Below are 25,668 nucleotides of genomic sequence, written 5' to 3'. Positions count from 1 at the left end.
GTCGCACGCGCAGACCAAGGGAGTGTATTCGATCGGATCAGTTGGAAAAATCGCGGAGGAAGTGAAGGATATCGAAGAAGTCGAGAATCCAGTCGCCGTTGTGGTCGGCAGCGAGGTCGCGCGCCTGCCATGCGATGACGATCGCCTGGACATCGGCGACGTCGAGAGTGCCCGAGCCATCGAAGTCGGCGCGGTGGGCGGGGGTGTGGATGAGGAGGTGCTGATTTGCGGGGATGTTGGTGTAGGTGCGGATGGAGCCATCGGGATAGCGGATGCGGAGGATGTCGATAGTGGTTGCGGTCCCGAGACCGACGTGAGCGCCGATTTCGCTTTGGGAGGCGTGTGAGAAACTGCTGGTGATATGGACGGTCTGAGTGAGTCCGCCTGCGGTGATTTGAAGGACGGTGCCGATGCCGTGCGGCGGAACAGTGGCGCGCTGTCGGGTGTCGAACTTGATGTTGATCCAGTTTGCGTTAGTGGGAGTTGGGCCTCCGGGGGTGATGAGGTGATTCTCGAAAAACGCGAGAGGCTCGCCGCAACTGAAGATGACGAGGTCCTGATCGCCGTCGTTGTCGGCGTCGAAGCGGATGAGGCCGCGGCCTTGACCGTGGTGCTCGAATCCAACTTGAAGTGCGACCTCCTGGAACTGAAGTCCGCCGAGGTTTCGAAGGAGGTATGACTGCTCGCCAAGGTACTCGCCAAGCCAGCCGTTGGTTTCGACGAGGTCGGGCCTGGTGTCGTGATCAAGGTCGACGATCAGGACGCCCCAGCCCCAGCCGCCATTCTGGACGGGCGTGCCGGGTGCGATGTTGACGAAGTCGCCATGCGGGGATGCGACCATGAGGACGTTGCCGGGGCCTTGAAGGAAGTCATACCAACTGCCGGAGACGTACCAGTCGAGGCGTCCGTCGGCGTTGATGTCGCCGATTGCCGAACCCATGCCGTTGGCACTTTCGATGCCGTTGCAGAGGTGAGTGGCAACGGTGAAGGTTCCGTTTCGATTGTTGATGTAGTACTTGCTGGTGCCGGAGTCGGCGACGAGGAGGAGTTCGGGGTATCCATCGCCATTCATATCGACGAAGCCCGGGATGAAGCCGGCGATTTGTGTGTGGTGGAGGCCTGCGACGTTGGTGACATCGGTGAAGATCCAGACGCCTTGGGCGTTGAGGCCATCGTTGCGGAAGAGTCGGTTGCCGGGTTGGCCGCGTTGGTAGGAGGCGACGAAGAGGTCGAGGTCGCCATCGAGGTCGTAGTCTCCCCATGCCGAACCGGTGCCATCGACGAGACCTGGGCGCAGGAGATGGACGCCGGCAGCGAGGGCGATATCGGTAAAGGACCAGTTTCCCTCGGCGTCTGGGCCGTTGTTACGAAGGAGTTTGTGTCGTCCTGCGATTGGGTTTCCGGGGACGGGGCCGTAGGACGTGATGTAAAGATCGACGAATCCGTCGTTGTTGAAGTCGACAGCGGAGACGCCGAAGGAATGGTGGCGGAAGTTGACGCCCCACTGCTGGGCCTGGTCGGTGAAGGTGACATGGCCTTGCTGATTGATGCCGTTGTTGATGAAGAGTGCGTCGGGGTCGCCGCCGCCGCCGAGGACGAATAGGTCGATGTAGCCATCGTTGTTGAAATCGGCTGCGACACCGCCTGCACCGAGGAACCCGTAGCGTGGGCCCTGCGTATGGGTGAAGGTGAGTCCGGCGCGAACCGTCTCGTTGGTAAAGGCGAGGGTTTGTGCGGCTGCGGGTTGTGTAAAGGCGCTACAGAGGGCGAGGATTACTGCAACAAGGCAATAGACAACCCCAGCGCCTGAGCGCGTTGAACAAGTCGACATGCGACCCTCCCTATTCAATGTTCGTCGGCGAAGTACACAACCGACCGCTGTCTACAACTTGTAGAACAACGAACCTGTCATCATGACACAACGAACTTTTTGCCCACGGTCTCGAATGAGGGTGGGTGTCCTTTCCAGATGGCGAGAACTCGCCTCAGTTCTTATACCCGAAACCGCGCACCAAAAGCAAGAGTCCACAATGACAATTTTGCGATCTGCTTGATTGTGCGAACGGAAGCCTCGCCCTGGTGGCTCATTGTGGGGTGAGCGGTGTCGGCTACGCTTGGGGAATGAGCATTCCGCCACATATGAGCCCCGATGAGTTTCGTCGACTAGGCCATTTTCTGATTGACTGGATCGCAGACTATCACGCCGGGCTGGAGGGGCGTGCGGTGCAATCGTTTGGCCCGCCGGGGACGGTGCTCGCAGCCATGCCTCAACGATTGGCAGAGGAAGCGGGTACGGGAGACACTTGGAAGGAGATGCTGGCTTTTGTTGATGGAACTGTGACCAGCAACCTCTTGCACTGGCAAAGCCCGAGGTTCTTCGGGTACTTTCCGTGCAATGCGTCCTTCCCGGGAATACTCGGGGAAATTTTGGCGGCGGGGCTGAATGTCAACGGCATGCTCTGGGCGACAAGCCCGGCCGCTACGGAAGTGGAGATGAGATGCACGGACTGGATGGCCGACCTGATCGGGCTGCCAGGAGAGTTTACTTTTGAGAACCCGGGCGCGAACGGGCAGGGTGGCGGGTGCATCGCGGGAACAGCATCGGAATCGACGTTGGTGTCGCTGCTGGCTGCGAGGGGGCGACTGCGCGAAAGAGGAAGCGATGTCCATGCGATGACGGTGTATGCGTCGAGGCATGCGCACAGTTCGATCGTCAAGGCGGCGATGATTGCAGGGCTTGCCGATGGGCCTGAGGATCGCAGGCGGGTGAGGCTGATCGAGTGCGATGATGTGCACCGGATGGACGCTGATGCGCTCGGGCGGGCGATTCGGGCAGATGTGGCGGCCGGGCTGGTGCCGGGCTGGGTGTGCGCGACGATCGGGATGACGAGTTCAGAGTCGGTCGATTCGCTCGTGGAGATTAGGCGCGTGGTGCCCGAGGAGGTGTGGCTGCATGCTGATGCTGCGTTTACTGGTGCGGCGCTGGTGTGCGAGGAGCATCGGTGGATGATTGAGGGAGTGGAACGGGCGGATTCGGTGTGTTTCAATCCGCACAAGTGGCTGCTGACGAACTTTGACTGCGATTGCTTCTGGACGCGGGATCGGGCGTCGCTGGTGAGAGCGCTGTCGGTGCTGCCGGAGTATCTGAGGAACAGTGCGACCGAAGCGGGCGCGGTAGTGGATTATCGCGACTGGCAGATTCCGCTCGGGCGCCGGTTTCGAGCGCTCAAACTGATGTTTGTGCTGCGGCACTATGGTCGCGAGGGGCTGCGGGCGCATGTGCGGGCGCACATCGCAGCGGCGGCGTGGCTGGAGCAGCAGGTGCACGCGAGTGAGTATTTTGAGATGGCGTCGCCTCGGGTGACGAGTCTGGTGTGTCTGTGCTGCGCGGAGGGCGATGATGCGACGCGCCGCGTGATGGAGGCGATCAACTCGTCGGGCAGAGCGTTTGTTTCGCACACGATGCTGCCCGACGAGTCTGGGCGGGAAAGGTTCGTGATGCGCGTCGCGATCGGAGGCACTGCGACACGGCTGGAGCATGTGAAAGAGTTATGGGCGTTGATGTGCGAGTGCGCGAGGTGAGGGCGGGAGTCATGAGACGGTGAAGCGGGCGAGTGTGCGAGCGCGGGCGGCTGCGTGGTCGACGATCGGCGGCGGGTAGTCGAGAGCGGCTGCGGCGAGGCCGAGGCTTGATGGATCGTGGATGGCGTGATCGTCGAGGTGCGCGATTTCGTGGACGTATCGGCGGATGTAGTGGCCTTGGGGGTCGAAGCGCTGGCTCTGAGTGATTGGGTTGAAGATGCGGAAGTATGGCTGGGCGTCGGTGCCGGTGGAGGCGGACCACTGCCATCCACCGTTGTTGTTGGCCAGATCGCCATCGACGAGGTGCTGCATGAAGTGTTGTTCGCCGAGGCGCCAATCGAGGCCGAGGTCTTTGGTGAGGAACATAGCGGCGATCATGCGTGCCCGGTTGTGCATCCATCCTGTGGCGAGGAGTTGGCGCATGGCAGCATCGACGATTGGGTAGCCGGTGCGGCCTGCCTTCCATGCGGCGAGGTGATCGGGGTTGTGATCCCAGTTGATGTGCTGTGTGTCGAGTCGGAATGGGAGGCCTTTGCTGACTCGAGGGAAGTTAAAAAGGACGTGGGTGTAGAACTCGCGCCAGAGGAGTTCGCTCAGCCATGTTGTCGGGCCTGGTGGGCCTTTGTCGATGTCGGGTCCAATCATGTCAAGCGCAACGGCTGCACAACGTCGGATTGAAATTGCACCGATGGCGAGATACGGCGACAAGGTGCTGGTGCCGGGTTCGGCAAGCAGGTCGCGTCTGGCGTGATAGTGAGACAGAGCGTCTTGTGCGAATCGGTCGAGCCGCGCGCGGACGTGGGCTTCGCCCTCGGGCCAGAGCGCGTCGTGAGGTTGGGCGGCGGCCAGATCGTGCGGGTTTGGCACGGGATCAGGAGTTGAAACCATTTCAGCGCGTTTTTTGGGTGTGCTGCGGAGTGTTGGCAAGCCCTCGGCGAGCAAGGTATGCGCGGCTCGCTTGAACGGCGAGTAGACGGTGTAGTGTGTGCCGGACTTGGTGCGGATCTGGCCCGGCTCGAAGAGCGTGCGATCGGTGAAGGAGTGGGCTGCGAGACCTGCGTCGAGAAACGCTTTCGAAACCAGAGCATCGCGCTGTCGCTCGTTCCATTCATACTCGCGATTGAAGAACAGGGCGTCGCACTCGGTTGATCGGGCCAGATCGAGGAGTGCCTTCGGGAGCGCGGCGAAATCGGGTTGAGTGATAATGCGCAGGGCGATGTTGCGGGTTGCGAGTTGCTCCGACAGATCGCTGACGCTGCGAAGGACGAGGCTGAGTTTGGAAGCGGACCAATGGTGCAGATCCAGCCATTGGCGCGGGGTGACGGCGAAGGCGGCGACGACGCCACGGGTGGAGCGACGTGCGGCTTCGTCCAGGGCGGTGTTGTCGTTGCAGCGCAGGTCGCTGCGGAACCAGATGAGCGAGCGCATGGGGGAATCTCCCACAGTGAAGATAGGACTTCGTTCGCGGGCGGGAGAGTGTTGGATGCCGATTGGGCTCGGGGATGTTGGCAGCAGGCTTGCTATCGTCACTGTATGAAGAAAAAGGGCGGCAAGGTAGCAACGCGGCGGGCGGATGGTTCGGTGTCGCTGCGTGTGTGCAAAGAGCCTACGGGCGAGCGCAAGGCTGTCAAGGCATCGACGATGGGGTGGCGTCGGTTCTGGGTGCTGGCGGCGGTGCATGTCGTGATGATCGGACACATCGTGCAGTGGGTTGTCACAGGAAGCACGCTGAGCCCGATTGAACCTTCAGAATCGATGCACACGCTGGAACGAGGTGCGATCAACGCCGGGTTTGTGTTTTTTTCGCTGGCGATACTTTCGACGTTGGTGTTTGGACGTTTTGTGTGTGGGTGGGGTTGCCACATTATCGCGCTTCAGGATGCGTGTCGGTGGTTGATGCTGAAGGTGGGTGTTCGTCCCAAGCCGTTCCGTTCGAGGTTGCTGATCTTCGTGCCGCTGGGACTTGCGCTGTACATGTTTGTTTGGCCGAACTTCAAGCGGTGGGTCCTGTTTCCGATGCTGGACTGGATGGATGTGGCGGCCCCGGTGTGGCTCAAGCCGGTGGCGCCGTTTGGTGGGTTCGAGACTGAGTTCATTGTGGAGGATTTCTGGGCGACGTTTGCAGCGTGGCCTGTGGCGATTCCGTTCCTGCTCGTGGTTGGATTTGCCAGTGTGTACTTTCTCGGGGCGAAGGGTTTCTGCACATATGGGTGCCCGTATGGTGGGTTCTTTGCGCCCGTGGAACAGTGGAGCCCGATGCGGATTCGAGTGACGGACGCGTGCGAAGGGTGCGGGCACTGCACCGCGGCGTGTTCTTCGAACGTGCGGGTGCACGAGGAAGTGCGCGACTATGGCATGGTGATCGACCCCGGGTGCATGAAGTGTCTGGATTGCGTGAGCGTGTGTCCGAATGACGCGCTGTATGTGGGGTTTGGGCGTCCGGCGAAGTTTGCCAAGCCTCGCGATGCGGAGGCTGCGGAGCGGTGGGAGATGGTGCGCGAGCGGCGTGGCCGCATGCTCGATGCGTCGTGGGCCGAAGAGATCGTAGTGATTGTTTCGTTTGTGATGTTGTTCTGGGCCTTCCGCGGGATGATGGGGCTTGTGCCGATGCTGATGGCGGTGGGAATCGCGGGGATTGGCGCGTTTGCGGTGTTAATGGGGCTAAAGATGCTGCGCGAGCCAAACGTGCGGATTCAGCAGGTGCAGTTGAAAATCAAGGGCAAGGTGCGGCCTGGGGGGTGGGTTTTTACGGCAATGCTTGTGGCGCTGTTGGGCGCTGGGACTTGGAGTGGGATTGTGCGGGGGCACCGGTGGCATGCGGAGATGATGCACGCATCGATTCTGGTTCCATCGGGAGCACTCTTGCAGGTGGAGTTTCAGCCGGCGGCGAGTGATGTAGCGAGAGCGCAGCGAGGGCTCCGGTCGTGGGCGAAGGCGGACGCGAGGCATGCGGGGGGGTTTGGTTGGGCGCTGACGCCTGATGACCTGGTGCAACGGGCGTTTCTGGAGTTGGTCGCGGGGGAGCGTGCGACTGCGGAGGCAACGTTGAGGCTGGTGATCGAGAAGGGCAGACCTACTGATGGGCTTGTGTTCGAGGTGGTCGGAGTGATGCTTGCGCGCGGCGCGACGGATGATGAAGTCATGAACCTGCTGGATGATGCGCTCACGCGGCACCCGTCGCTTCATGTTGTGCGGCGGGAGATTGCACAACGTGCGGCTTCGGTTGCGGGAATTGAGTCTGCGCTGGAGGTGTGGGAAACGGCGCCGACGAACGTGAAAGAAAGTCCGCGTTACTGGCTTGAACGCGCGCGGTTTCATGCGATAGTCGGGCAAGGTGAAGAAGCGCGAGACGCTCTTGATCGCGCGGACGAGCATGCAGGGAAGCACAAGGATGCGTCGTTGATTCTGGATCGGATGGAGCTGGGGATGGCGCTGGGTGTTTCGCAGGCGGAGAATCTGGAAACACTCCGGAACACGCGGGTGCGCGATGCGGCTCTTTTGCTCCGGCGTGCGACGCTGGAGTTTCAGATGCAGCAGGAAGGGGCTGCGCGTGAATCGCTGGAAGCAGCACTTGAGCACCGGACCGCGACGGCTAGTGTGCTTATGAACGGCGCTCACGGGCTGTGGCAACAGGAGCCCGAACGGGCACTTGGCTACGCGAGAGAAGCGCTGCGGCGGGTACGCCACAGCCCATACGAGACGATGCAGATGGCTGGCGGATTCCTTTCGATCGCGATGGCGAGCGGGCGGCCTGAGCTTGTGCAGGAAGCGCTCGATCACGTCCGGAGTGCTGTCGAGATGAAGCCTGATGATTCGTACCTGATGACGATGGAGGCGATCATCTTTGCGACGGCTGGGCGGCTCGACGAAGCGAGCCAAGCCATGGCACGAGCAGCAACAATTGGCGACCGCAATGCTGTGCTTGCGCAGCGAGCAGCGGAGTTGTTTGCGTATATCGGCAAGGACGCCGAGTCACAGGAATGGTCGAGACGAGCCGCAGAGCGAGCGCCTTGAGGCCGGATGTTGATCCGGGGTATCGCGTGCGATCATTACTCCGGTTCAGTGATTGAGACGAGGCCAACGTCTATGAATTGCCCGCCTCGGGTCTGGCGACAGTGAACGGCGATGACGTTGTTGGTACCATAGCGAAGCAGCGAAGCATCCACAGGCCCGAAGTCTCGGTAACTGGTGGTGTAGCCTTCGACCTTGAGCAGGAGTTTGCCATTGAGGTAGACGGTGGCGTCTTCGTCGTGGTGCATGCGCACATAGAGGTTGGGAGCTGGATCGCCTGCGGGGAGCGTGAATGTGCGACGAAGCCAGATGTCGGCGAACTTCCATTCGGTGCCTATGCGCGCTCCTGGGGTGATGTGAGTGCCGAAGCCACCGATGTCCTCGCTCCACGAGTGATCGCGGAATTCGATGGCGTACCAGCCTTGTCCGGGATCGCGTGAGGCGGTTCGCCAGGGCTGCGGGTTCTTCTCGCTTGTGGGAAGAATGGTGGTCACGATCGGCGGCGGGGCGAAGGCGAGCGCGTTGATGCGACGCATGTCTTCAGGTTCGATCTTGATGACGCGACGGTCGTAGGTCATCAGGCCATTGACTTCGCCTTCGACGTCGGTGGTCTGCGTATAGACCGCTGCAGCGAGACCTTGGCCGATGAGCGGACGCATGGCTTGGATGAGAGCTTCGTACTGAGTCTTGAGTTCATCGCGCGTGGAGTATGTGCGGTATCCCCAGTTGTCTTTCTGCTGCCAGAGGTGACCTTCGACGGGCAGTCCGAGGCCTCCGAACTCGCCGAGCACACTTGCGCGGCCGGTGGAGAGCGGCGCCATGCCGGGGCCTGGGTATACGTGAACATCGAAGAAGTCGCCGGTGCCGCGATCGGTCCAGCCGCTGGGTCCGCCGACGAGACGTGTAGGGTCAAGAGACTTGGTCCAGTTGATGATTTCATTGGTCTTGAACTGCCCCCAGCCTTCGTTGAATGGAATCCACGCGACGATCGAAGGATGGTGGGCGAGATGGTCGATGATGGATTGCCACTCGGTGCGGAATGCTGTCTCAGATTCTGGCGTACGCTCGATATCGGGGTCACTCGGACCGATGTACTTGTCGCCACTGGGCATGTCCTGCCAGACGAGGACGCCGAGCTGGTCGCACCAGAAATAGAAGCGTGCGGGCTCGACCTTGACATGCTTGCGGAGCATGTTGAACCCGAGGGCCCTGGTCATCTGCACGTCGAACTTGAGTGCTTCGTCGGTGGGTGCGGTGTAGAGGCCGTCGGGCCACCAACCCTGGTCGAGAAGTCCGAGCATGAATAGTGGCTGGCCATTGAGGTGAATGCGTTCGATGCCTTCGGCGTCTGGTTTGACCTCGACCGTGCGGAAGGCGAAGTAGCTCTGGACGCGGTCGATGATCTCGCCGGCTGGGGCATGGCGCAGTGCGACTTCGACTTCGTACAAGGCTGGGGAATCGGGGGACCACTCGTCTGGGACGCCGAGGTAGAGCGTGATGGGGCGGGTCGAGACGGTTATGCCTGAGGCCACGCCACGGCCCGAACGTCGGACGCGCGCTTCGATGACGAAATCACCATCGAGGCCGGCGATGACAGGATGGATCTTGACCGTTCCATCTTCGCTGTGAGTGACCATATCGAGTCGCTCTATGCGGGTTTCAGGAACAGCTTCGAGCCAGACGGTCTGCCAGATGCCGCTGACTGCGGTGTACCAGATGCCGTGGGGATTGAGCACCTGCTTGCCGCGTGCCTGATGGCTCGTGTCGGTCGGATCGGTGACGCGAACGATGATTTCATGGACGCCTTGGCCAGAGAGCGCGTCGGTGATGTCAAACGTGAACGGGGTGTAGCCGCCCTCGTGGGTGCCGATGAGCGTTGAGTTGATCCAGACGGTGGCCGAGTGATCGACGGCTCCAAAATGGAGCAGGAAACGAGCACCCTGTGGGATTGATGTGGCGATGAGTTCGCGGCGATACCAGAGGGCTTCGTCGGGCGCGAGCGAGCGCGTAACGCCACTGAGCGTGCTCTCCAGCGGAAATGGCACGTTGATCTTGCCTTGCCATTGGGATGGCTGCGCTGATTCGGAAGCCGGAGTGATGGCGTAGTCCCACTGACCATTGAGCGGCACCCATCGGTCGCGAACGAGACTTGGACGCGGATGTTCGGCCAGAGGAAGCGCGAAATCCGGTGTCCAGCGTGTGGCGATCGGAGCCTGAGGCTGGGCTGTGGCGACGGTCGCAGCGAGAGCAACGGTGATAAGTGTTTTGAGCATAAATGAAATATAGATGGGGATCGGGAACGGTGGCGAAAGCATGATGAGAGAAGAATCCGAATACTTCGGTCGATCGGCAGCCCAGTTTTCAAAGGAACGATTCGTGATGAGCATGGCGAGAACCATGGATTGAGTGGTCGTCCCCTGGATCTCCTTTTCTGCAAACGCATAAGGCGGTGCAGGTGATCAATGTAGCGTGCTTTGGAACCATTTCGGGCCCCAAACATTGGCGAGAGTACGGTGTTTGTGCGTTGGCCGAAGGATGAGCATGAAAAAAGATTGTGATTGGCGCGCCTCGATTGTGTTTCGGTGGCGTTTCTTCTGAAACAAGGAGGCTTTCACATGCGGAAGAGTCGTTTGGTGCTCGGGTGTGTTCTGGGGACGTTGGCTCTTAGTCCGGTCGGAACGGCGCTCTCGCAGCAGGGTTCGACAGCGCAAGCCGCCGAGGTCGAATGGGACGGCTTGGTGAATGTGACGTTTGGCGGGGGCACGCTCGCCGAGTTCGTGCGTGTAATTCAAAAGTCTGCGGACCCGGTTGCGGTGAATGTGGTCCTCCGTGGAAACGCCGGGCAGGTCGAGTTGCCGTCGGTGACGCTGCGTCGTGTCACGGTGGAGGCCGCATTCGAGGCGATTTGTTCGGACTTGGTTTTCTCACTGCATGTGGTGCACTCGGGCGGCGAACCGATCATTGTGATCGAAGAAAGGCTTCAGCCTACATCGACGCCGGCCCAGGCACAGATGCGTGCGGTCGAGATGGCCGCAGCGAGGAATGGGCAGGATCAACGCGCGTTGCTTCGGGTGTATCCGGTGCGTGAACTTGTCGAAAGCGGGACTGTGACGTATCCGACGATTCTCGATGCCTTGCGGGTGGCGCTCGAAGCCGAAGGAAGCGAGCCCAAAGCAGAGATCATGCACCACGAGGCGAGCGGGGTCTTGATTGTGCGAGGGACTCCCCAGCACGAAGTGGTCACCCGACTGGTGCTCGATGCCATTCGAACAGACCTGGTCGGAGCCAGGCACTCGCAAGAGACGCTGATGAAACAGCGGGCGAGTACGGAACAGGCTCTTCGGGCTGCGGAGATTCAGGTGCGGCGCGCTGAGATCAATGAGAACGCTGCGACCAGGCGCATGATGATGGTGCAGGATGTCCAGGAGCAGGGCTTTGCGACTGATCAGGAAATCTTCGACGCGGAGTTGAGTCTGGAGCATGCACGGCTGGCACGTCTGGAGGCAGAGGGGATGCTGCGTGCAGAGCAGGTCAAGCTCGAGCGGATTCAAAGTCAGACCCAGGAGAAAGGGCACCCGATCGGCGGCGCGGGCAATCCTTCGGTCACGACCGAGTGGGAGATTCAGTTCAAGACCCGGCATCCTGACACCATCGCGGGGTTGTTTACTGCACTGAACCAGTTTCTGGCAGCTACCGGCGGGCGCGGGACTATCGACGTGATCGAGGTTAAGCGCAGTAACGATGCTGCAGGGCGTTCGGCGACGGTACGATTCCGTGGCGACGCTGGGGCAATGAAGGTGTTTCCCGAGTTGTGCAAGCATGTACGCGAACTGGACCAGTCTGGCCAATGAACACGTGACGAACGTGGCATCCGCACACCGAGATTGCCCGGGTGAGAGCGCCGAAGATGCGCGAGCGAGAGTTCTCTCGCTCGGCGTCGCGCGCGGGGAGAGAGAGCGGGTCGGAGAGTTTTATGAAGCGTGGTTCGAATGGGTCCTTGCTGCAGCTAGCCGGGCAACGACGCGCGATGAAGCTTTTTGCCTCGATGTTGTGCAGGATGTCATGTTGCGAGTCGCAGCAAAGATGCCCGCAATGTCAACCCACGCACAACTCGAACGCTGGATGTGGCGCGTGACGTTCAACGCGGCGATGGACGCATTACGAAGCGAACAACGGCGCCGGAAGCGCGAGCAGGCGCGAGCGGGCGTGACAGCGCAAGCCGTGGAGAACGATGCGGGTGCCATTGAGGAACGATGCGATTGGCTACGCAAAGAGCTGTCACGACTGGACAGCGAGGAGCATGTGCTTGTAAGAGCACGATTCGCGGGAAATATGTCACTCAAGGAAATTGGATCGGGACTAGGACGAACGACCGGGGCTGTGCACGGGAAGTTGCGCACTGCAATCGCGCGGCTGAAAAGAAGGGCTGAGGAGACAGGACATGACGAATGACAACTCAAGACTCGATGCGAGCGAGCGCAAGATGCCCAACGCGCGACGCGCTGAGATCCGCGATGTGATGCTCGCCCGGGCGGACCGGAGGCGCCGTACGCGGCGGATCCGCGAGGCTTCGATGATGGCCGCGTGTGTTGGAGCAGCGATCGGCGTGGGATGGCTCGCGCTGCGCCCGACTGCTTCTCCGGCACCGATCGAACGCCGCCTGGCCAATGATGCCCAAGTCGAACGGCACATTGTCATGGATCCACCCGCGGAAGCAGGGCCTGCCATTGTGCGCACGAGTACGGTCGTTTCGCGCGCGATCAGCGACGATGAACTTCTTGAACTGCTGCACGAAGCGGGCGAAGAAGCAGGCTTGGCAATCATCGGAGGCGAGGTGAAACTTGTTCACTGGCACTCCCGCGATGAACGTAAAGGCGAAGCCGGTTAAACTGCCGTTGGGCGCCAAAGGCAGGCGCTAGCCAAAGATTTCTCCCAATCGCAGCAACACATCGACCCCCGCAATCGCGAGTCCGCCTGCGAGGATTGCCATGACAGCACCACGCGCGCGGCGAGCGGCACAAACTGCGGGCAACTCGCGATAGATCTGTCCGATCGAGCCTGCCAGGAACTGTTGGCGTCGAGCGATCGAGCCGTGGCGGAGCGTTGGGCGTTCGACGGGCATGCCGTGCGCCTCCGCCACGCGCGCCAGGGCCGAAGCCATGGCCAGTGCGGAATGCTGCTCAATTCTGATTGTGGATGTCGGAGTGCTCTCAGCCAGATCGAGCGCCGTGACTCTGGCGGTTGCCCATGCATCGGCTTCGCGCTCGAAACGACGGCTGGCAAACGCGAGCACGCTAACCGCCGCGACGAGTGTTGCGGCCAGCCCCGCTGCGAGCAGGGCTTTCTCGATCAAAGAATCAGGTGCTGCAAGCAGAGTGAGCCACCCAAGGGGCGTTCCGACGAGCAGGACGGTGCCGATGACTCCGGTCCCAAGCCAGAGCATGTGTCGGCAACGCATGTGCGCGAGTTCATGGGCAGCGACGGATTGGATCTCGATGGGCTCGAGCGCGTCGAGCAGGCCATCGGTCAGGACAACATAGCGCAGCGGACGGATCAGGCCGATCGCAGCACCGTTGAGCATCGCGCCGCCGGTGCGCCACACGAGAATGGCGCGAAGGCCCACGCCGCTGTCTCGTGCGAGTCGCTCGAGGTCGTCGCGCAGTGGCCCGGGTCCGAGTCGGACTGTGTCCCAAACGCTGACGAGCAACGGTGGGATCAGCGTAAAAACCAGTATCACGCCAACGATTTGCATTCCGGCGCCGACAAACGAACCTGCAGCATCGCGCGGGAGGAATCGAGCAGTCGCCTCCATCCATGCGGCAAGCAACACCAGCGGGACGAGCATGAAGAACACATTGTGCCGCGCCCAGAGCCATGTGTATCGCATGCGCTGCGGGAAGGCATGGATGGGGCGACCGAGATCCAGATTGCGAATCGTCATCGCGTCACGGATCCGACGCTCCATCGGATACACAACGAATTCGGTGGCTACCAAGGCAGCAAGAAATGGAAGGGCTGTGAGCAGTTCGTCCAGCACCACAATGTCGCCGACCCGATCACGGACGGCGGTCGTCATGCCGAATAGAACCACACCGACCAGGTGCAGCCCGAGCAGAATCCAGCGCACGCTGGTCGTGGCGAACTCGAGACGATGAAGATGGCGGATGCGACCAAAACGAGATAGGCGGCGAATTTGAAGAGCCGCAAAAGCCCAGAATGCGAGTAGCAGTGCAATTGTCGTTGCGATGAATGATGCAAAGGCGACTTGCTCGAACCCTGGTATAAGGGGCGCACCGACCTCGGGAGCAAGAATGATGGCAGCGAACGCAGCAAGCACAAAGCCATGCATGTCATGAACCCGGGCGCACGATCGTGCCCATGTCGATCACCGCGCCACCGGGCTGATAGAAGTCGACGTTGAGGCGGTCGGCATTGATGCTCGTGAACACCACGCACGAGCGACCTGATGTGGCGGCATACTCAAGGTCGGCCTGACTCGGCCCGGCGTACTCGGCATTCGCAACACGCTGCACGTGCAGGTGATAATGCAACAGGGCGCGGTCGGAAGCGAGGATCATGTCCTCGCTGGCGACAAATTCCGTATCGCTCTTGCGGTCTCGAGCACGCGGGCGAAAGAGCAACGACCGGAACGTCTCTCCCTCGCCGGCTTCGATGATGCCGCCATACTCGGTGGTGCGATCGATCCGATCGATCTCGACATACTCGAACAGGCGAGCGCGCAAGGCATCGTTGGTCAAGGCTTCATCGACCACAAGCATGGCAAGAAGATCGCCCCAGACGAGATACGACTGCCAATCGCTGAGTTTTTCCTTGCGTGGCGCGTTCATGACCATTTTTTCTGCGGAGCGCCGGTAGTGTTCCCGGCCTTCGAGGCTTGCCGAAAGTTTGGCCAAAAGTTCGCTCCGTGAGAGAGCAAGCAACCCGGGGCGATGAATACCTGCCCAGCGTACCGCTTCGATATGGCGGATTTCCAGCCCGGTGCGCTGATCGTCGCGCAGACGCCCCACCGCTGATGTCGATTCGGACCACCATTTCTGGTTCTCGGCACTGCCCGACCTCAATGACTCGACCCAGCGCAGTTCGTCACCGGTGCGAGGAATGATGCCCAGATCGTTGAAGGCACGTTCCAGAGCATCGACGGCGAGTCTCGCATCGGCTGGAACCGAAGTCGAGGATGAATGCGCGATGAGCGATCGTCGCATCTGGCCGGTGTCGTCCACGCGGCTCAGAAGATTCCAGACATCGGCGCGGGTGCGCTGATTCAGGCGAAGTTCGGCGGGCGTGTCGTCATACCCGGGTTCGAGGAAGACCTCGAAAATCGTTTGGCCGATGCTATGGCCGGGGTACAACTGTTCGAGAGCGATGCGTTCGGCACGTTCGAGGTCGGGGACTTCATCGACGGGCTTCGAATAACTGCGGACCAGAGCGCTGGTCATGTCGCGCCATTGATTCTGGCCCGCACGCGACGCAATGACCGCAACAACCGAGCGCGTGCGCTCTGTGGGCAGCATGAGGCGGGCCATGGTGCGGGCGTCCTCCTGCCCGGCCGAATCGGGGTCATCGAGAAGCATGGCGATGCAGGACACGCGCACGTCGATTGGGGTGGCGGTGGACCAGGCCAGATCCTTCATCGCGCGGCGGGTCAGGTCTCGCTCGCGTTCACCGGCGAGCATTTCGGACCACAAGATCTCGGCTGCTGCGACGCGATCGCGCACGCGCAGGTCGGGGTTGCGCATATCGAGCAGGACATCGCCCGTGGGCTTGTAGCGTTGGGATGCGCAGCCCGGGAACCAGAGAGCGGGAAGGAACAGGAGCACAACAACCAGACCATGGCGTTTCATGATCGCGTACAGTAGGGTTCGCCGCGCGGACCGGGAGCCCGATATAGTCACACTCAACCATGCCCAACGAGAGTGAACATCTGGCGGATCGGTTGCATGAACGCGTGCACCGAGTGATCGAGTTGATCAGGCCTGCGGTACAGGCCGACGGCGGCGATCTGGAATTTGTCGGCATCACCACAGGTGGGGTGGTGCAGATCCGGTTTCATGGGGCGTGCGTAGGGTGCCCGTCGAGCGAAATGACCCTGCAGCTCGGAGTGGAACGCAACGTCAGGCAGCATGTTCCCGAGATCAAGAGCGTGGAGGCGGTCCCCTGAGGGCGGAGGGGCGGGGGTGTGGTCCCCGGAAGCGGGAGAAAATCGGGCCTGGAAGTGCGGATTTTTCTCTACGAGATTGGACCGGTTTCGGTATACTGGCGGCTGGTGAGGCAGTTCATTGGGAGCGAGATATGCTCGTCATCACGCGTCGTGAAGGTGAAGAGGTTGTCATCGGTGATCCGAAGAACCCGATCGGGATCGTGCGCATTGCGTCCGTAAAGGGCGAACGTGTACGCATCGCGTTCGAGTTTCCGCGCGAGGTGGAGATCCACCGCCGCGAGATTGCCAATCAGATTCTTGACGAAGGGCTGGAGATCGGGACCGATGTGATCGGTGAGATCAAGCCAGCTGTCGCGGCGGGGGTACGGTAACGCACGCCTTTTCCCCGGTTCATACACAGAGATTCAACGAAGACGCCGATCCCCTTTTTCGGGAGATCGGCGTTTCCTGTTTTATCCATTGTTCCCAAAGCCCCACCGATCACTCAGGCTTGGGGCCTGACATGTCGTAGATCCAGGATTCGATACGACGATCGAATGTGAGAACTTCGCCGGGAGCGAAGAAGAGGCCGAGCTCGCGTACTGCCGCTTCTGTGCTATCGGACCCGTGAATGAGGTTGAAACTGTTGGAGACGCCGAAGTCGCCTCGGATGGTCCCGGCTTCGGCGTTGGATCCAAACGTGGCGCCCATCATTTTGCGACAGATCGCGATGGCGTTGTTTCCTCGAACGGCCATGACGAGGACGGGGCTGGAAGTCATGAAGGCGACGAGGCCTGGGTAAAAGGGGCGGGCTTTGTGTGCTTCGTAGTGCGTCTCGGCGAGGGTACGCGAGATCTGCATGAGTTTCATACCGACGATCTGAAGGCCTTTGTCTTCGAAGCGGCCGACGATGCGTCCCATGAGTCCCCGTTGAACGGCGTCGGGTTTGAGGATGATGAGCGTGGTTTCCATGTGCATACTCCGTGTGATGATTTGGTGGGGAGAAGCATAGACCTGCGTGGTGCTTCGATTGGTCTGTGTGCCTCGAAGGGGAACTGATGAGGGAAAAAAAGCGACGTTCCCCAGATGGAGAACGTCGCGTCGGGACAAGACGACAGAGTGCAGAGAACTGTCAAAGAGCGAATCAGCGGCGACGACGGGTGGCAACCAGACCACCAAGCCCGAGGAGGGCGAGGGAGGCCGGAGCCGGGACGACCTTGCCGGTGAAGCGCATTTCGGTGAAGGTGCCATTGCCGTCAAGGTGGTCGCCAGCGCGGAAGGTACCGCCCGAGCCGACTGCTCCGCCGTTGGCGGCGATGTCGGCCGCCATTTTGAGGCGGAACTCGACGGTGCCGGTCAGGCCGGAGAGAGCGGAGAGGTTAACGATGGTGTTGACGAAGTTGGCTCCGGGAGCCATGTTGAAGGTGCTCAGTGCGGTCGAGAAGCCGTCACCGCTGTAGTAGAGGCCCATCAAGCCGGGCCCGGTGCCTGAGGAGCGAATGCCCATCCAGAGCTCGGAGAGGTCGACCGAGTACCCGCTGTCGACGGTGAAGCCGAAAGCGAAGTAGTCGTTGGCGTCGGCGAACGACCACCCTGAGGCCGAGAGGGAGTTGGCCGCTGCGGACGGGGTGAGGCCACTGCCACGGGTGAGGTTTGCACCAGTGACGTTTGAGGCCTCGGTGCCGACGGCGCTGAACGCCTGGTTGCCGGGCTGCCCGAAGTTGACCCAACTGGTGATGACTTCGTTGCTGGCGGCAGCGCTGCCAGCGGCCGCGACGAGCGCGGCAAGAACTACGGTGATCTTCATTCTGTCTCTCCTATTCCTCGATGCACGGACGATCAATACACCTGCACAGCGCTGGTGTCTGCGGAAACAATGCTTCACCGTTGCAAGCGGCCGTCTCTCCACGACCGTGGGCCTTGCGTGGCTGGGGAAAGTGTATCGAAGACGGGAGCGTCATGCCAGCCCGAGAGAGCACAATGGCTGTATCTTGTCGGTACCTTTACAGAATTGGCAAAATGGGAAGTGTTAGAGAATCGAGACGGGGAAAGCGAGAGTCGAGCGCAAGTCCTATTGTGAGGTGACGTTGGCGCCGAACCCGATCAGTGTCCTTACTTTTTGCGCCAAGGAGGGCGAGAAGTCATGGCGACAGGGCAAAAGCGAGCCGCAGGCGCGGGTCGGACCAAAAACACCGCAGAGACGATGGCTGCCAAGCAGCGCGAGATCTCGGTGTCAGAGTTCTTCGCGAAAAACCGGCACCTGCTCGGCTTCGACAATCCGCGCAAGGCGCTCCTGACAACGGTCAAGGAAGCGGTTGACAACGCGCTCGATGCCTGTGAAGAGGCCGAGATTCTTGCTGATGTCACCGTGGTCATCGAAGATCTGCAACCCGATCGCCCTGCGTCGGCCAAGAGTTCAAAGTATCGCGTGACGGTCATTGACAACGGCCCGGGTATTGTGCGCAAGCAGGTCGAACACATCTTCGGACGGTTGCTTTATGGCTCGAAGTTTCACCGCCTGAAGATGAGTCGCGGGCAGCAAGGCATCGGGATCTCGGCGGCTGGGATGTATGGCCTGATGACCACCGGCAAGCCGATGATCATTCACACCCGGCCCAAGGCGAGTCAGGACGCGCACCACATCGAACTGGCGATGAACACGAAGACCAATCGCGCCGAAGTGACGCGCGATGACGAGACCAAGGACTTTCCGCCGCGGCGTTTGTGCGAGGTCAGTGCGGGCACGCGCGAGTTGACCGCCAGCGGCGAGTTTCTGCCCGAGTCGATCTACGCGACGGGCACAAGCGTCAGCGTCGAACTCGAAGGCCGATATCAGCGCGGGCGTGGGTCGGTCGATGAGTTTCTTGAACTGACCGCCATTGCCAACCCGCACGCGCGCATTGTGTTCGTCCCCCCGAGCAGAATTGCGAGCGCTGAGGAAAACGAAAGCCCGACACTCAAGCCCGAATCCGGCGAGTCGCGGCCGGAAACGGCACAGGCACCAACGCATCTCGAAGCACTGGCGGCGGTGAACACGACCGAACACAAGGGCGTGATTATTTATCCGCGCGGAACAACGGAACTGCCGCCCGAGACCAAGGAGATTCAGCCGCACCCGAAGGGCGTCGAACTGGGCATGCTGATCCAGATGCTCAAGGACGCTGAGCACGAGCAGAAGAACCCGACGGTCGTGAGTTTCCTGAGCGATCGGTTCAGCCGCGTCTCGCCGAGCATGGCAAGCAAGTTGTGCGATGAAGCGAAAGTGAAGGTGCGGACTCGTGTGGGCGATATCGACCACGCGCAGGCTGAGAAGTTGTTTGCAGCGATGCAGGATGCGAAACTGCCCAATCCGCCGACCGACTGCCTCGCGCCGATCGGCGTCAAGCAGTTGCTGGCGGGGATGCTCAAGGGGGTGGAGGCCGAGTTCTACACGGCGTCGAGCCGGGTGGCGACGGTGTATCGAGGCAGGCCTTTTCTGATTGAGGCGGCGATTGCGTTCGGCGGGAAGCTTCCGGGTGATGACGCAGCCCGCGTGATTCGGTTCGCCAATCGCGTGCCGCTGTTATATCAGCAGAGTGCGTGCAGCGCGTTCAAGGCGATCGTGGAGACGGGCTGGCGGAACTACAACCTCTCGCAGCCGCGAGGCAGCGCGCCGCAGGGGCCGCTGGTGATCCTGATTCATATGGCCAGCGTGTGGGTGCCGTTCACGAGCGAGAGCAAGGAAGCCATTGCCGACTACGACGAAATCCGCAAGGAGATGAAACTCGCACTGCAGGAATGCGGGCGCAAACTCGGGATCTATCTGCGGCGTCGGCAGCAGATGAAGCGCGAGGCTGAGAAACGCGACGTCTTCGAGCGGTACATCGGCGAGATCGCCAAGGCGTGTGAAGCGCTGACAGGAACCGAGGCCAAACGCGTGTACGACGCGCTGCTCGAACAGGCGCGGCGGAAGACCGAGTTTGCCGATGTGGAACTCGATGAAGAAGGCAAGGTCATCAAGGAACAGAACAACGGGCGGCTGGATGATGATGAGGGCGTGGTGATCCTGCGCGGTCAGGGGCCGGCGGGGCCGGGCGGGATGAATTCGGCTCACACGTCGGCGGCTGGCGCGGACGCCGAGCAGGACACAGCGAACTCTGCTTCAAACAAACCCGCAGCGCGCGGCCCGAAGTCTTCGCGACAAGAGACATCGCGGCCGAGCAAGCCTGCTTCGCGGGGTCGAGCATCCAAGGGTGCCAAGCAACCCCCCACTTCTGTCAGCACGCCGGAGATCAAGCCCGCGTCGCCCGCGATCAAGAACAAGGGCAAGCCCAAGCCTCGCGTGAGGCTCGGGCAGTCGCAGGAGAGCGGGCTGTTCGGCTAATTCACCCGGAGAAGTGCGTGTACTTGATGTATGTCGACGAAAGCGGTGATACGGGAACTTCGGAGGCCTCACCGACGCGGTACTTTTGCCTAACGGGTCTGGTCGTTCATGAACTGCGTTGGACAGAAACCATGCGCAGCCTTCTTCAGTTTCGACATTGGCTCAAGACAGAGTATCGAGTTTATCTCGATGACGAACTGCACGCGGGTGATATGATTAACAAGCCCCGCCGATGCCCAGCGTCGCTCCAATCGCTGCGCAAGCATGAGCGGCTGGCCATCGTCCGACATCATGCCGATCAACTGGCACGCATACCTGACATACGGCTCATCAACGTCGTGTTCGACAAGCGGCAAAGCAGAGAACTGACGGCTGACGAAGTCTTCCGCAGAGCGTGGTACGCCCTGTTTCAGCGCTTTGAGAACACTATGCTGCGCCGCAATTTTCCGGGGTCGAGCAATGAACAGGAACGCGGCATCGTGTTCACTGATCAGACTGATGCTCAAGTGCTCAAACGCCATCTTGAACACATGCGGGTTCGTAATCCTCTTTTCATCCGCAAGAACAGCGGCTCATATACCACCGTTGATGAACCGATCCGGCTGCTGATTGAGGATCCCGTCAGCCGCGACTCTAAACACTCTTACTTCATCCAAGCGGTAGATTGTGCAGCTTTTTTGTTCAAGCAACACATTGAACCGAATTCGTTCATGAAAAAACACGGCGCAAATGCCTATTTCCGAACGCGGCTCAAGCCGGTCCTGTGCCTTGCTGCTTCCAGAACAAATGATCTCGGGATCGTACACTTGTAATAAAAAAAATGGGGCCCGAAGGCCCTGGGGGATCCTACTCCCCGGACTTCCCGGGTTTCAGATCCATAATAAGTATATCGACTATCCCGGTGCTTGACCACATCATCCTGCCGAATGCCGATACAACTGACTCCCCGTCGACCGATAACACCCTATTCCACAGAGACCACACATGGCCAAGAAAGCACCCGGCAAGAAAGTTTCACCCAAGCCCGATGCCCGCATCGCCTCGCCCGCGCGGCAATCGAGTGCAAGCGCCAAGAAGCGCGATCAGGTCACGGCCAAATCGCTCCAGACGCTGGCTGACGGCGTGGTCAAGGCGTCGCTGACTGGTGTCGAGCCTTCGCTGGCGGTGCCGACGCGGGCCAAGAGCAATACGAAGTGGGACAAGAAGCGCGGCATCCTGCGCATGGGCGACGCCCGAAGCGAGCGGCAGCTGTTCAACCTTGGCATGGCGCGCAGTTTCATGCAGACGCTGCTGCACGGCCAGAGCATTCAGAGCCTCATCGAGGCCGACAAGACGCTCAGCCTCCGCGGCATGTTCTATCGCAGCCTGCACACGATTCAGGGCACGAAAGAAAAGACGTTTGACGACCAGACCGAGTCGGACGGCATCCTCGAAGACCTCGAGGTCACGCTCGGGGCACTGCGCGAGGAGCTGCACATCTTCGCCAAGAAGCGCGGCACCATGGTCGGCAATATCACCGTCATCGACAGCGGCGACGAGATCAACTGCCGCAAGATGGGCACCGGCGGCTACGCCATCCCGAGCATCTGCGAGCCGGATGTGATCCAGTTCAAGAATGTCAACGCCAAGTTCGTGCTGCACGTCGAGAAGGACACGGTGTGGCAGCGGTTCAACGAAGACCGCTTCTGGGAGACGCACAACTGCATTCTGACCGAGGGCAGCGGCCAGCCGCCGCGCGGCGTGCGGAGGCTGCTGCACCGGCTCAACAAGGAGCACGGGCTGCCGATTATCTGCCTGCTCGATTGCGACCCGTGGGGGCACTACATCTACAGCGTCATCAAGCAGGGATCGATCAGTCTGGCGTTCGAGAGCGAGCGGCTGGCGATCCCCGAAGCCAAGTTCCTGGGCATTCGCGCCAAGGACTACGAAGCGTGCGAGCTCTCAGACGATGTGCAGATCGCGCTCAACGACCGCGACACGCAGCGGGCCAGGCAGATCATGGAGTATCCGTGGTTCGCCGATCACAAGGGGTGGCAGCGCGAGATTCAGAAGATGCTCGACAACGGCTTCAAGATGGAAGTCGAATCGCTGATCACCAAGGACATCAGTTATGTGACCGAGGTCTACGTGCCCCAGCGACTCAAGGCGCAGGACTGGTTGAGTTGAGCGGGTTGATGTGCTGGCGGGTCAAGCCGGCGGGTGCAGTGCCACAGGACGCCGGATCTTTGGGCAGACGCCTGCATCTCGAACACCCTTGAGCGCCGTCGCCCAAAGGTCCGGGTCGAGGGTCACGAAAGATCCGATAGCAACCCCGTCCCAGTCCGCTCGCGCGCTCGCCCTTGGGGCCACCACCCGGAGGTGTGCACCTGCGGTGCAGACCTCCGGCGTCCAAGGCATCCCCCACGAAGTGAGGGGGGTGGTACTCAGGGGTCGTTTTAGGGGAAGTTCAGAGGACTCAATGCCACAGCGGGCCGATCAGCCGCCCGGCGGAATGTCGTCGTTGCCTTCGGGACGAGCGTCACCGCCGCCACTCGATCGGCGGAAGATGATCACATCGTCGCGACCTTCTTGAGTATTTCGTACAGTCGAGGCGTGTCCGTCAGCGTAGCCGACGTTGAGAGTGTTGTTGTGTCGATCGAACTCAAACTGGGCGGTTGTGGTGTCCTGTCGCATCCAACCGTAATACTCTGAGAGTTTCCAGACACGATCTGGCGCGTGGTGCCACACCGTGTATAACTGGTCTCCCCAGGCGTTGCGTGGTTCGGAATCAACAAGGAGCATCGTCTCGCTCGGGAAGAGGGCCCGGTCAAGAGCTCCGAGCAACGGGTCATTGACAGTTCCCTGGTTTCCGCCACTGTGACCGAGCAGATATTCGTTGAACGCATACGAGATCATTTCAGGAACGGTTGAGACACCACCCCACCATGCGGAGGTATTGCCGCCGAAAATGAGAGTCGAGCCTGCGGATGACTGTTCACCGGGGCTGAAGGTCGAGTCAGACGGACAGCGGTAATACTCGGTGAGAGGGGAGTAATACGGAGTCAGTGGATTCGTCCCTGCCGCTGTGGTCATCCCGGCGCGGGTCTGCGTATCGAACTGCACACCCGAGTGACTCGCCAGTGCAAGATAGAACGGCATTGCGTAATGCCTGCGCACCCGCTCATTGTACCACTGCGGGGCTCGGTCAACAGCGGCTTTTGCCATGCGCGTGACCAACGGCGCCCCGGCAGGAATCGTTCCTTCTTTCGCGCCCGTAGCGTCGGTCAGTCCATACATCTGGCCAGCCACAGGGGCGTAGCCCTGATTGTCTGCTCGATAGATGGCGACTGATTTGTTCGTCTGATCAATCGCAGCCAGACATGCCACCCCTCGTGCTGCCTCGCGTGCCGAGCCGAGGGCCGGCAGGAGGATGCCGATGAGCAGCGCGATGATCGCGATGACGACCAGCAGTTCGATCAGGGTGAAGGCCCGTGCGGTTCGCGAGTTCCTGCGTTCAAGTCGGGTATTCATCGTGTCGGCCTCATACCTTCTGAATGTCACGGAGACTCAGCGTGTGAAAGGGACACACCAAGACATGGTGCGGCTGAGAACTCCTGATGTTGCGCCCCTGCCACAGCGGGACAATGCGTTCGAGCAACCCGGGCGCGGGGTGCTCGAATCCCGACGAATGCTACAGGAATATCGGTTCGATGCCGGTTGTGGCATGCGGCCGAAGTCCTGCGTCAATCCTCGTGCGGGGCCGATTGAGCCCCGCACGAAGGGTTGTTCCTCAGACATTCCTCGCAGCACTCACGCACGCGAGGAAAGGAAACGGATTACGGACAGCCGGCGCTGAAGATGTTCAGGTATGCCTGAACGTCGAAGAAGTCGAAGATGCCATCGTTGTTGATGTCGGCTGAGGGATTCTGAGCCGAGAAGGCAGCCAGGAAGTTCTGAACGTCGAAGAAGTCGCAGATATCGTCACCATTGCGGTCGCAGGGGCACGGGGGCGCGCCTGCGGGGCTGAACTTGTAGACCTGTCCATTGGCCCCGGCGGTGGCGCTGGGACTGCCGCCTGCGACGTAGACGTTGCCGTCTTCGTCGACTGCAGCAGTGCTGTTGCCAAAGCGGGTCGGGATCATGGTGTTGTTGAGCGTGGTGCGGAAGAGTTCGGTCGCGGTGGAGCCCTCGTCGCGGACGACGATGAACTGGGCGGTGAAGGGGTCAGAGCCGAGACCGGGGTCCTGGTTCTGCTGCTGCATGACCGCGTAGATGAGGCGTTCGCTGGCGCCGCCACGACCGACGACGTCGACGACCGTGTAGGCGGTGATTTCGCCGGCGTTGAAGAAGTCCTGCTCGGTTGCCCATGCGGCGCGGGTGTTGGTCGGCGCGGCGAACGCATCCGGGTTGTTCGGGTCCGGGATCGCGGTCGGGCGGAGAACCCACGGCTGGGTGTAGCTGCCGCCGTGGTCATCGAACGCGGTGATGACGCCTGCGCCGCCGCATGCGTAGACGCGGTTGCCCTTGACGCTTGCGCGTGCGAAGAAGTTGAGTTCGTGGATGGTTCCACGACGGCCGGGGACTGACCAGTTCTGCGCCCCGGTGGCGGCGTTGACAGCCCACATGGATGGGGTGTCGCCGTCGTTGAATGTGGTGACGTACATGGTGGTGCTGCTGTCGTTCATAGCACCGGTGCCCATCCAGTTGAAGTTGTCGGGCCCGCCGAACCAGACTTCGGTCCATGTGCCGTCGGCGTTGTCGCGGACGCACACGCCGCCGGAGACAGCCTGATTGCCGAAGTGAGCGATGTGGTAGCGACCGCCGGAGACCCACCCTGGCCCGATGAAGCCGAAGAAGGTGGTGTTGCCGAGCAACGGGTCGTATGACCAGTCGACGTCGCCAGTGACGGAGTCAACAGCGTGAATGAGGCCGCCGGGGAAGCTGCCTGCACCGCGCATATGGACATAGAGGTTGACGTTGCCGCGCTGGTTGTTGACGGTGCCGATGAGCGGCGCGCCGCGGAGGCCTGCGGTGTCGGGATTCGGGTCGAGCGCGGGATCAGTGATGGTCTGTGCGATGGAAAGGTCGGAATAGTTGAGGCGGATGATGGAACTCTCCCACGGTCCGCTCGGGTTCTGGGAGACAGCGGTCCACAGGCCGTTGACAGCGTGCGCCGGTGAGGCGTAGGTGCCGGTGTTGCCGGGGAGGAAGGGGGAGACAGCCAGAACGTTGCCGTTGGCGGGGTCGACTTTGTAGACGCGGGGCTGCTCGACGGTTGAGCGGGTCTGGAAGTAGAGCATGCCGTCGGAGCCGATGGTGATGCCGCCGGCAGCGACGGGCTGAACGCCATTGAGCGTCCACTCGAGGTTGGTCGCGGGGCCAGCAGCCGCGTCGACAGAACCTTGCATGAGTTGACCAGCCTTGTAGGAACCCCAACGTGCGTTGGAGTCGGGCTGGGCGATTGCAGAGGCAGCAAGCCCCGCAACAGCGGTGACGGAAATAGCGAGAACACGATTGGACATAACTGATCTCCCTCTGAAAAAAGGAACTGCACTCTTCCTGGCTCGCCGACGAA

General features: G+C 60.9%; 19 protein-coding genes. 10 read left to right on the top strand and 9 right to left on the bottom strand.

Annotated elements, in window-relative coordinates:
- Positions 1-37 precede the first annotated feature (37 nt).
- On the bottom strand, positions 38-1,831 hold the full coding sequence (locus KF757_02660) for a CRTAC1 family protein (GenBank protein MBX3321872.1): 1,794 nt from the start codon (positions 1,829-1,831) through the stop codon (positions 38-40).
- 290 nt (positions 1,832-2,121) lie between these two features.
- Between KF757_02660 and KF757_02655 the strand changes: the two genes are divergently transcribed.
- A complete protein-coding gene (locus KF757_02655; protein MBX3321871.1) occupies positions 2,122-3,582 on the top strand; it encodes a hypothetical protein in 1,461 nt (486 codons plus the stop codon).
- A gap of 9 nt (positions 3,583-3,591) precedes the next feature.
- Here the strand turns inward: KF757_02655 and phrB are convergent, their stop codons facing one another.
- The gene (phrB, locus tag KF757_02650) at positions 3,592-5,010 is read right to left on the bottom strand and encodes a deoxyribodipyrimidine photo-lyase (protein ID MBX3321870.1); all 1,419 of its coding nucleotides are present in this window, start codon (positions 5,008-5,010) and stop codon (positions 3,592-3,594) included.
- A gap of 105 nt (positions 5,011-5,115) precedes the next feature.
- On the opposite strand from phrB, the gene KF757_02645 reads away from it, so the two are divergent.
- Positions 5,116-7,596 (top strand): hypothetical protein, encoded by a 2,481-nt coding sequence (locus KF757_02645; GenBank protein MBX3321869.1) that lies wholly within the window; start codon positions 5,116-5,118, stop codon positions 7,594-7,596.
- A gap of 35 nt (positions 7,597-7,631) precedes the next feature.
- On the opposite strand, the gene KF757_02640 is transcribed toward KF757_02645, so the two are convergent.
- Positions 7,632-9,980: a hypothetical protein gene (locus KF757_02640; protein ID MBX3321868.1), complete on the bottom strand. Its 2,349-nt coding sequence runs from the start codon at positions 9,978-9,980 to the stop codon at positions 7,632-7,634.
- 228 nt (positions 9,981-10,208) lie between these two features.
- On the opposite strand from KF757_02640, the gene KF757_02635 reads away from it, so the two are divergent.
- The 3 genes from KF757_02635 to KF757_02625 are packed head-to-tail and all read left to right on the top strand — an operon-like array spanning position 10,209 to position 12,481.
- A complete protein-coding gene (locus tag KF757_02635; protein ID MBX3321867.1) occupies positions 10,209-11,444 on the top strand; it encodes a hypothetical protein in 1,236 nt (411 codons plus the stop codon).
- Positions 11,413-12,045, top strand: a complete 633-nt coding sequence (locus tag KF757_02630; protein MBX3321866.1) for a sigma-70 family RNA polymerase sigma factor — start codon at positions 11,413-11,415, stop codon at positions 12,043-12,045. Before KF757_02635 ends, KF757_02630 begins: the two co-directional genes overlap by 32 nt.
- The gene (locus KF757_02625; GenBank protein MBX3321865.1) at positions 12,035-12,481 is read left to right on the top strand and encodes a hypothetical protein; all 447 of its coding nucleotides are present in this window, start codon (positions 12,035-12,037) and stop codon (positions 12,479-12,481) included. The genes KF757_02630 and KF757_02625 overlap by 11 nt, the downstream gene beginning before the upstream one ends.
- Positions 12,482-12,508: 27 nt before the next feature.
- Here the strand turns inward: KF757_02625 and KF757_02620 are convergent, their stop codons facing one another.
- A complete protein-coding gene (locus KF757_02620; protein MBX3321864.1) occupies positions 12,509-13,942 on the bottom strand; it encodes a M48 family metalloprotease in 1,434 nt (477 codons plus the stop codon).
- A 1-nt stretch (position 13,943) separates the two neighbouring features.
- Positions 13,944-15,455 carry a hypothetical protein gene (locus KF757_02615; protein MBX3321863.1) on the bottom strand — a complete coding sequence of 504 codons (1,512 nt, stop codon included), beginning with the start codon at positions 15,453-15,455 and terminating at the stop codon, positions 13,944-13,946.
- Between the two features lie 59 nt (positions 15,456-15,514).
- Here KF757_02615 and KF757_02610 point away from each other — a divergent pair, with 59 nt between their 5' ends.
- Complete coding sequence (locus KF757_02610) at positions 15,515-15,772, top strand: NifU family protein (protein ID MBX3321862.1); 258 nt, start codon at positions 15,515-15,517, stop codon at positions 15,770-15,772.
- Positions 15,773-15,903: 131 nt separating this feature from the next.
- On the top strand, positions 15,904-16,143 hold the full coding sequence (locus KF757_02605) for a carbon storage regulator (GenBank protein MBX3321861.1): 240 nt from the start codon (positions 15,904-15,906) through the stop codon (positions 16,141-16,143).
- A 109-nt stretch (positions 16,144-16,252) separates the two neighbouring features.
- Here KF757_02605 and ndk read toward each other — a convergent pair whose 3' ends face one another.
- Positions 16,253-16,729, bottom strand: a complete 477-nt coding sequence (gene ndk / locus KF757_02600; protein ID MBX3321860.1) for a nucleoside-diphosphate kinase — start codon at positions 16,727-16,729, stop codon at positions 16,253-16,255.
- Between the two features lie 166 nt (positions 16,730-16,895).
- Entirely contained in the window at positions 16,896-17,558 is a 663-nt protein-coding gene (locus KF757_02595; protein MBX3321859.1) for a PEP-CTERM sorting domain-containing protein, read from the bottom strand.
- Positions 17,559-17,894: 336 nt separating this feature from the next.
- On the opposite strand from KF757_02595, the gene KF757_02590 reads away from it, so the two are divergent.
- The 3 genes from KF757_02590 to KF757_02580 all read left to right on the top strand — a co-directional run bounded on the left by KF757_02590 (position 17,895) and on the right by KF757_02580 (position 22,280).
- A complete protein-coding gene (locus KF757_02590) occupies positions 17,895-20,114 on the top strand; it encodes a DNA topoisomerase VI subunit B (protein MBX3321858.1) in 2,220 nt (739 codons plus the stop codon).
- A 23-nt stretch (positions 20,115-20,137) separates the two neighbouring features.
- A complete protein-coding gene (locus KF757_02585; protein ID MBX3321857.1) occupies positions 20,138-20,926 on the top strand; it encodes a DUF3800 domain-containing protein in 789 nt (262 codons plus the stop codon).
- Positions 20,927-21,098: 172 nt separating this feature from the next.
- Positions 21,099-22,280, top strand: coding sequence for a DNA topoisomerase IV subunit A (locus KF757_02580; GenBank protein ID MBX3321856.1), 1,182 nt, complete (start codon positions 21,099-21,101; stop codon positions 22,278-22,280).
- Between the two features lie 309 nt (positions 22,281-22,589).
- Here the strand turns inward: KF757_02580 and KF757_02575 are convergent, their stop codons facing one another.
- On the bottom strand, positions 22,590-23,624 hold the full coding sequence (locus KF757_02575; GenBank protein ID MBX3321855.1) for a prepilin-type N-terminal cleavage/methylation domain-containing protein: 1,035 nt from the start codon (positions 23,622-23,624) through the stop codon (positions 22,590-22,592).
- A gap of 305 nt (positions 23,625-23,929) precedes the next feature.
- Complete coding sequence (locus tag KF757_02570) at positions 23,930-25,615, bottom strand: hypothetical protein (protein MBX3321854.1); 1,686 nt, start codon at positions 25,613-25,615, stop codon at positions 23,930-23,932.
- Positions 25,616-25,668: the final 53 nt, after the last annotated feature.

The organism is Phycisphaeraceae bacterium (genome assembly GCA_019636795.1).
Classification (GTDB): Bacteria; Planctomycetota; Phycisphaerae; order Phycisphaerales; family UBA1924; genus JAHBWW01.
The sequence above is the reverse complement of the archived record's forward strand: the minus strand, read 5'-3'. Positions and strand labels throughout refer to the sequence as shown.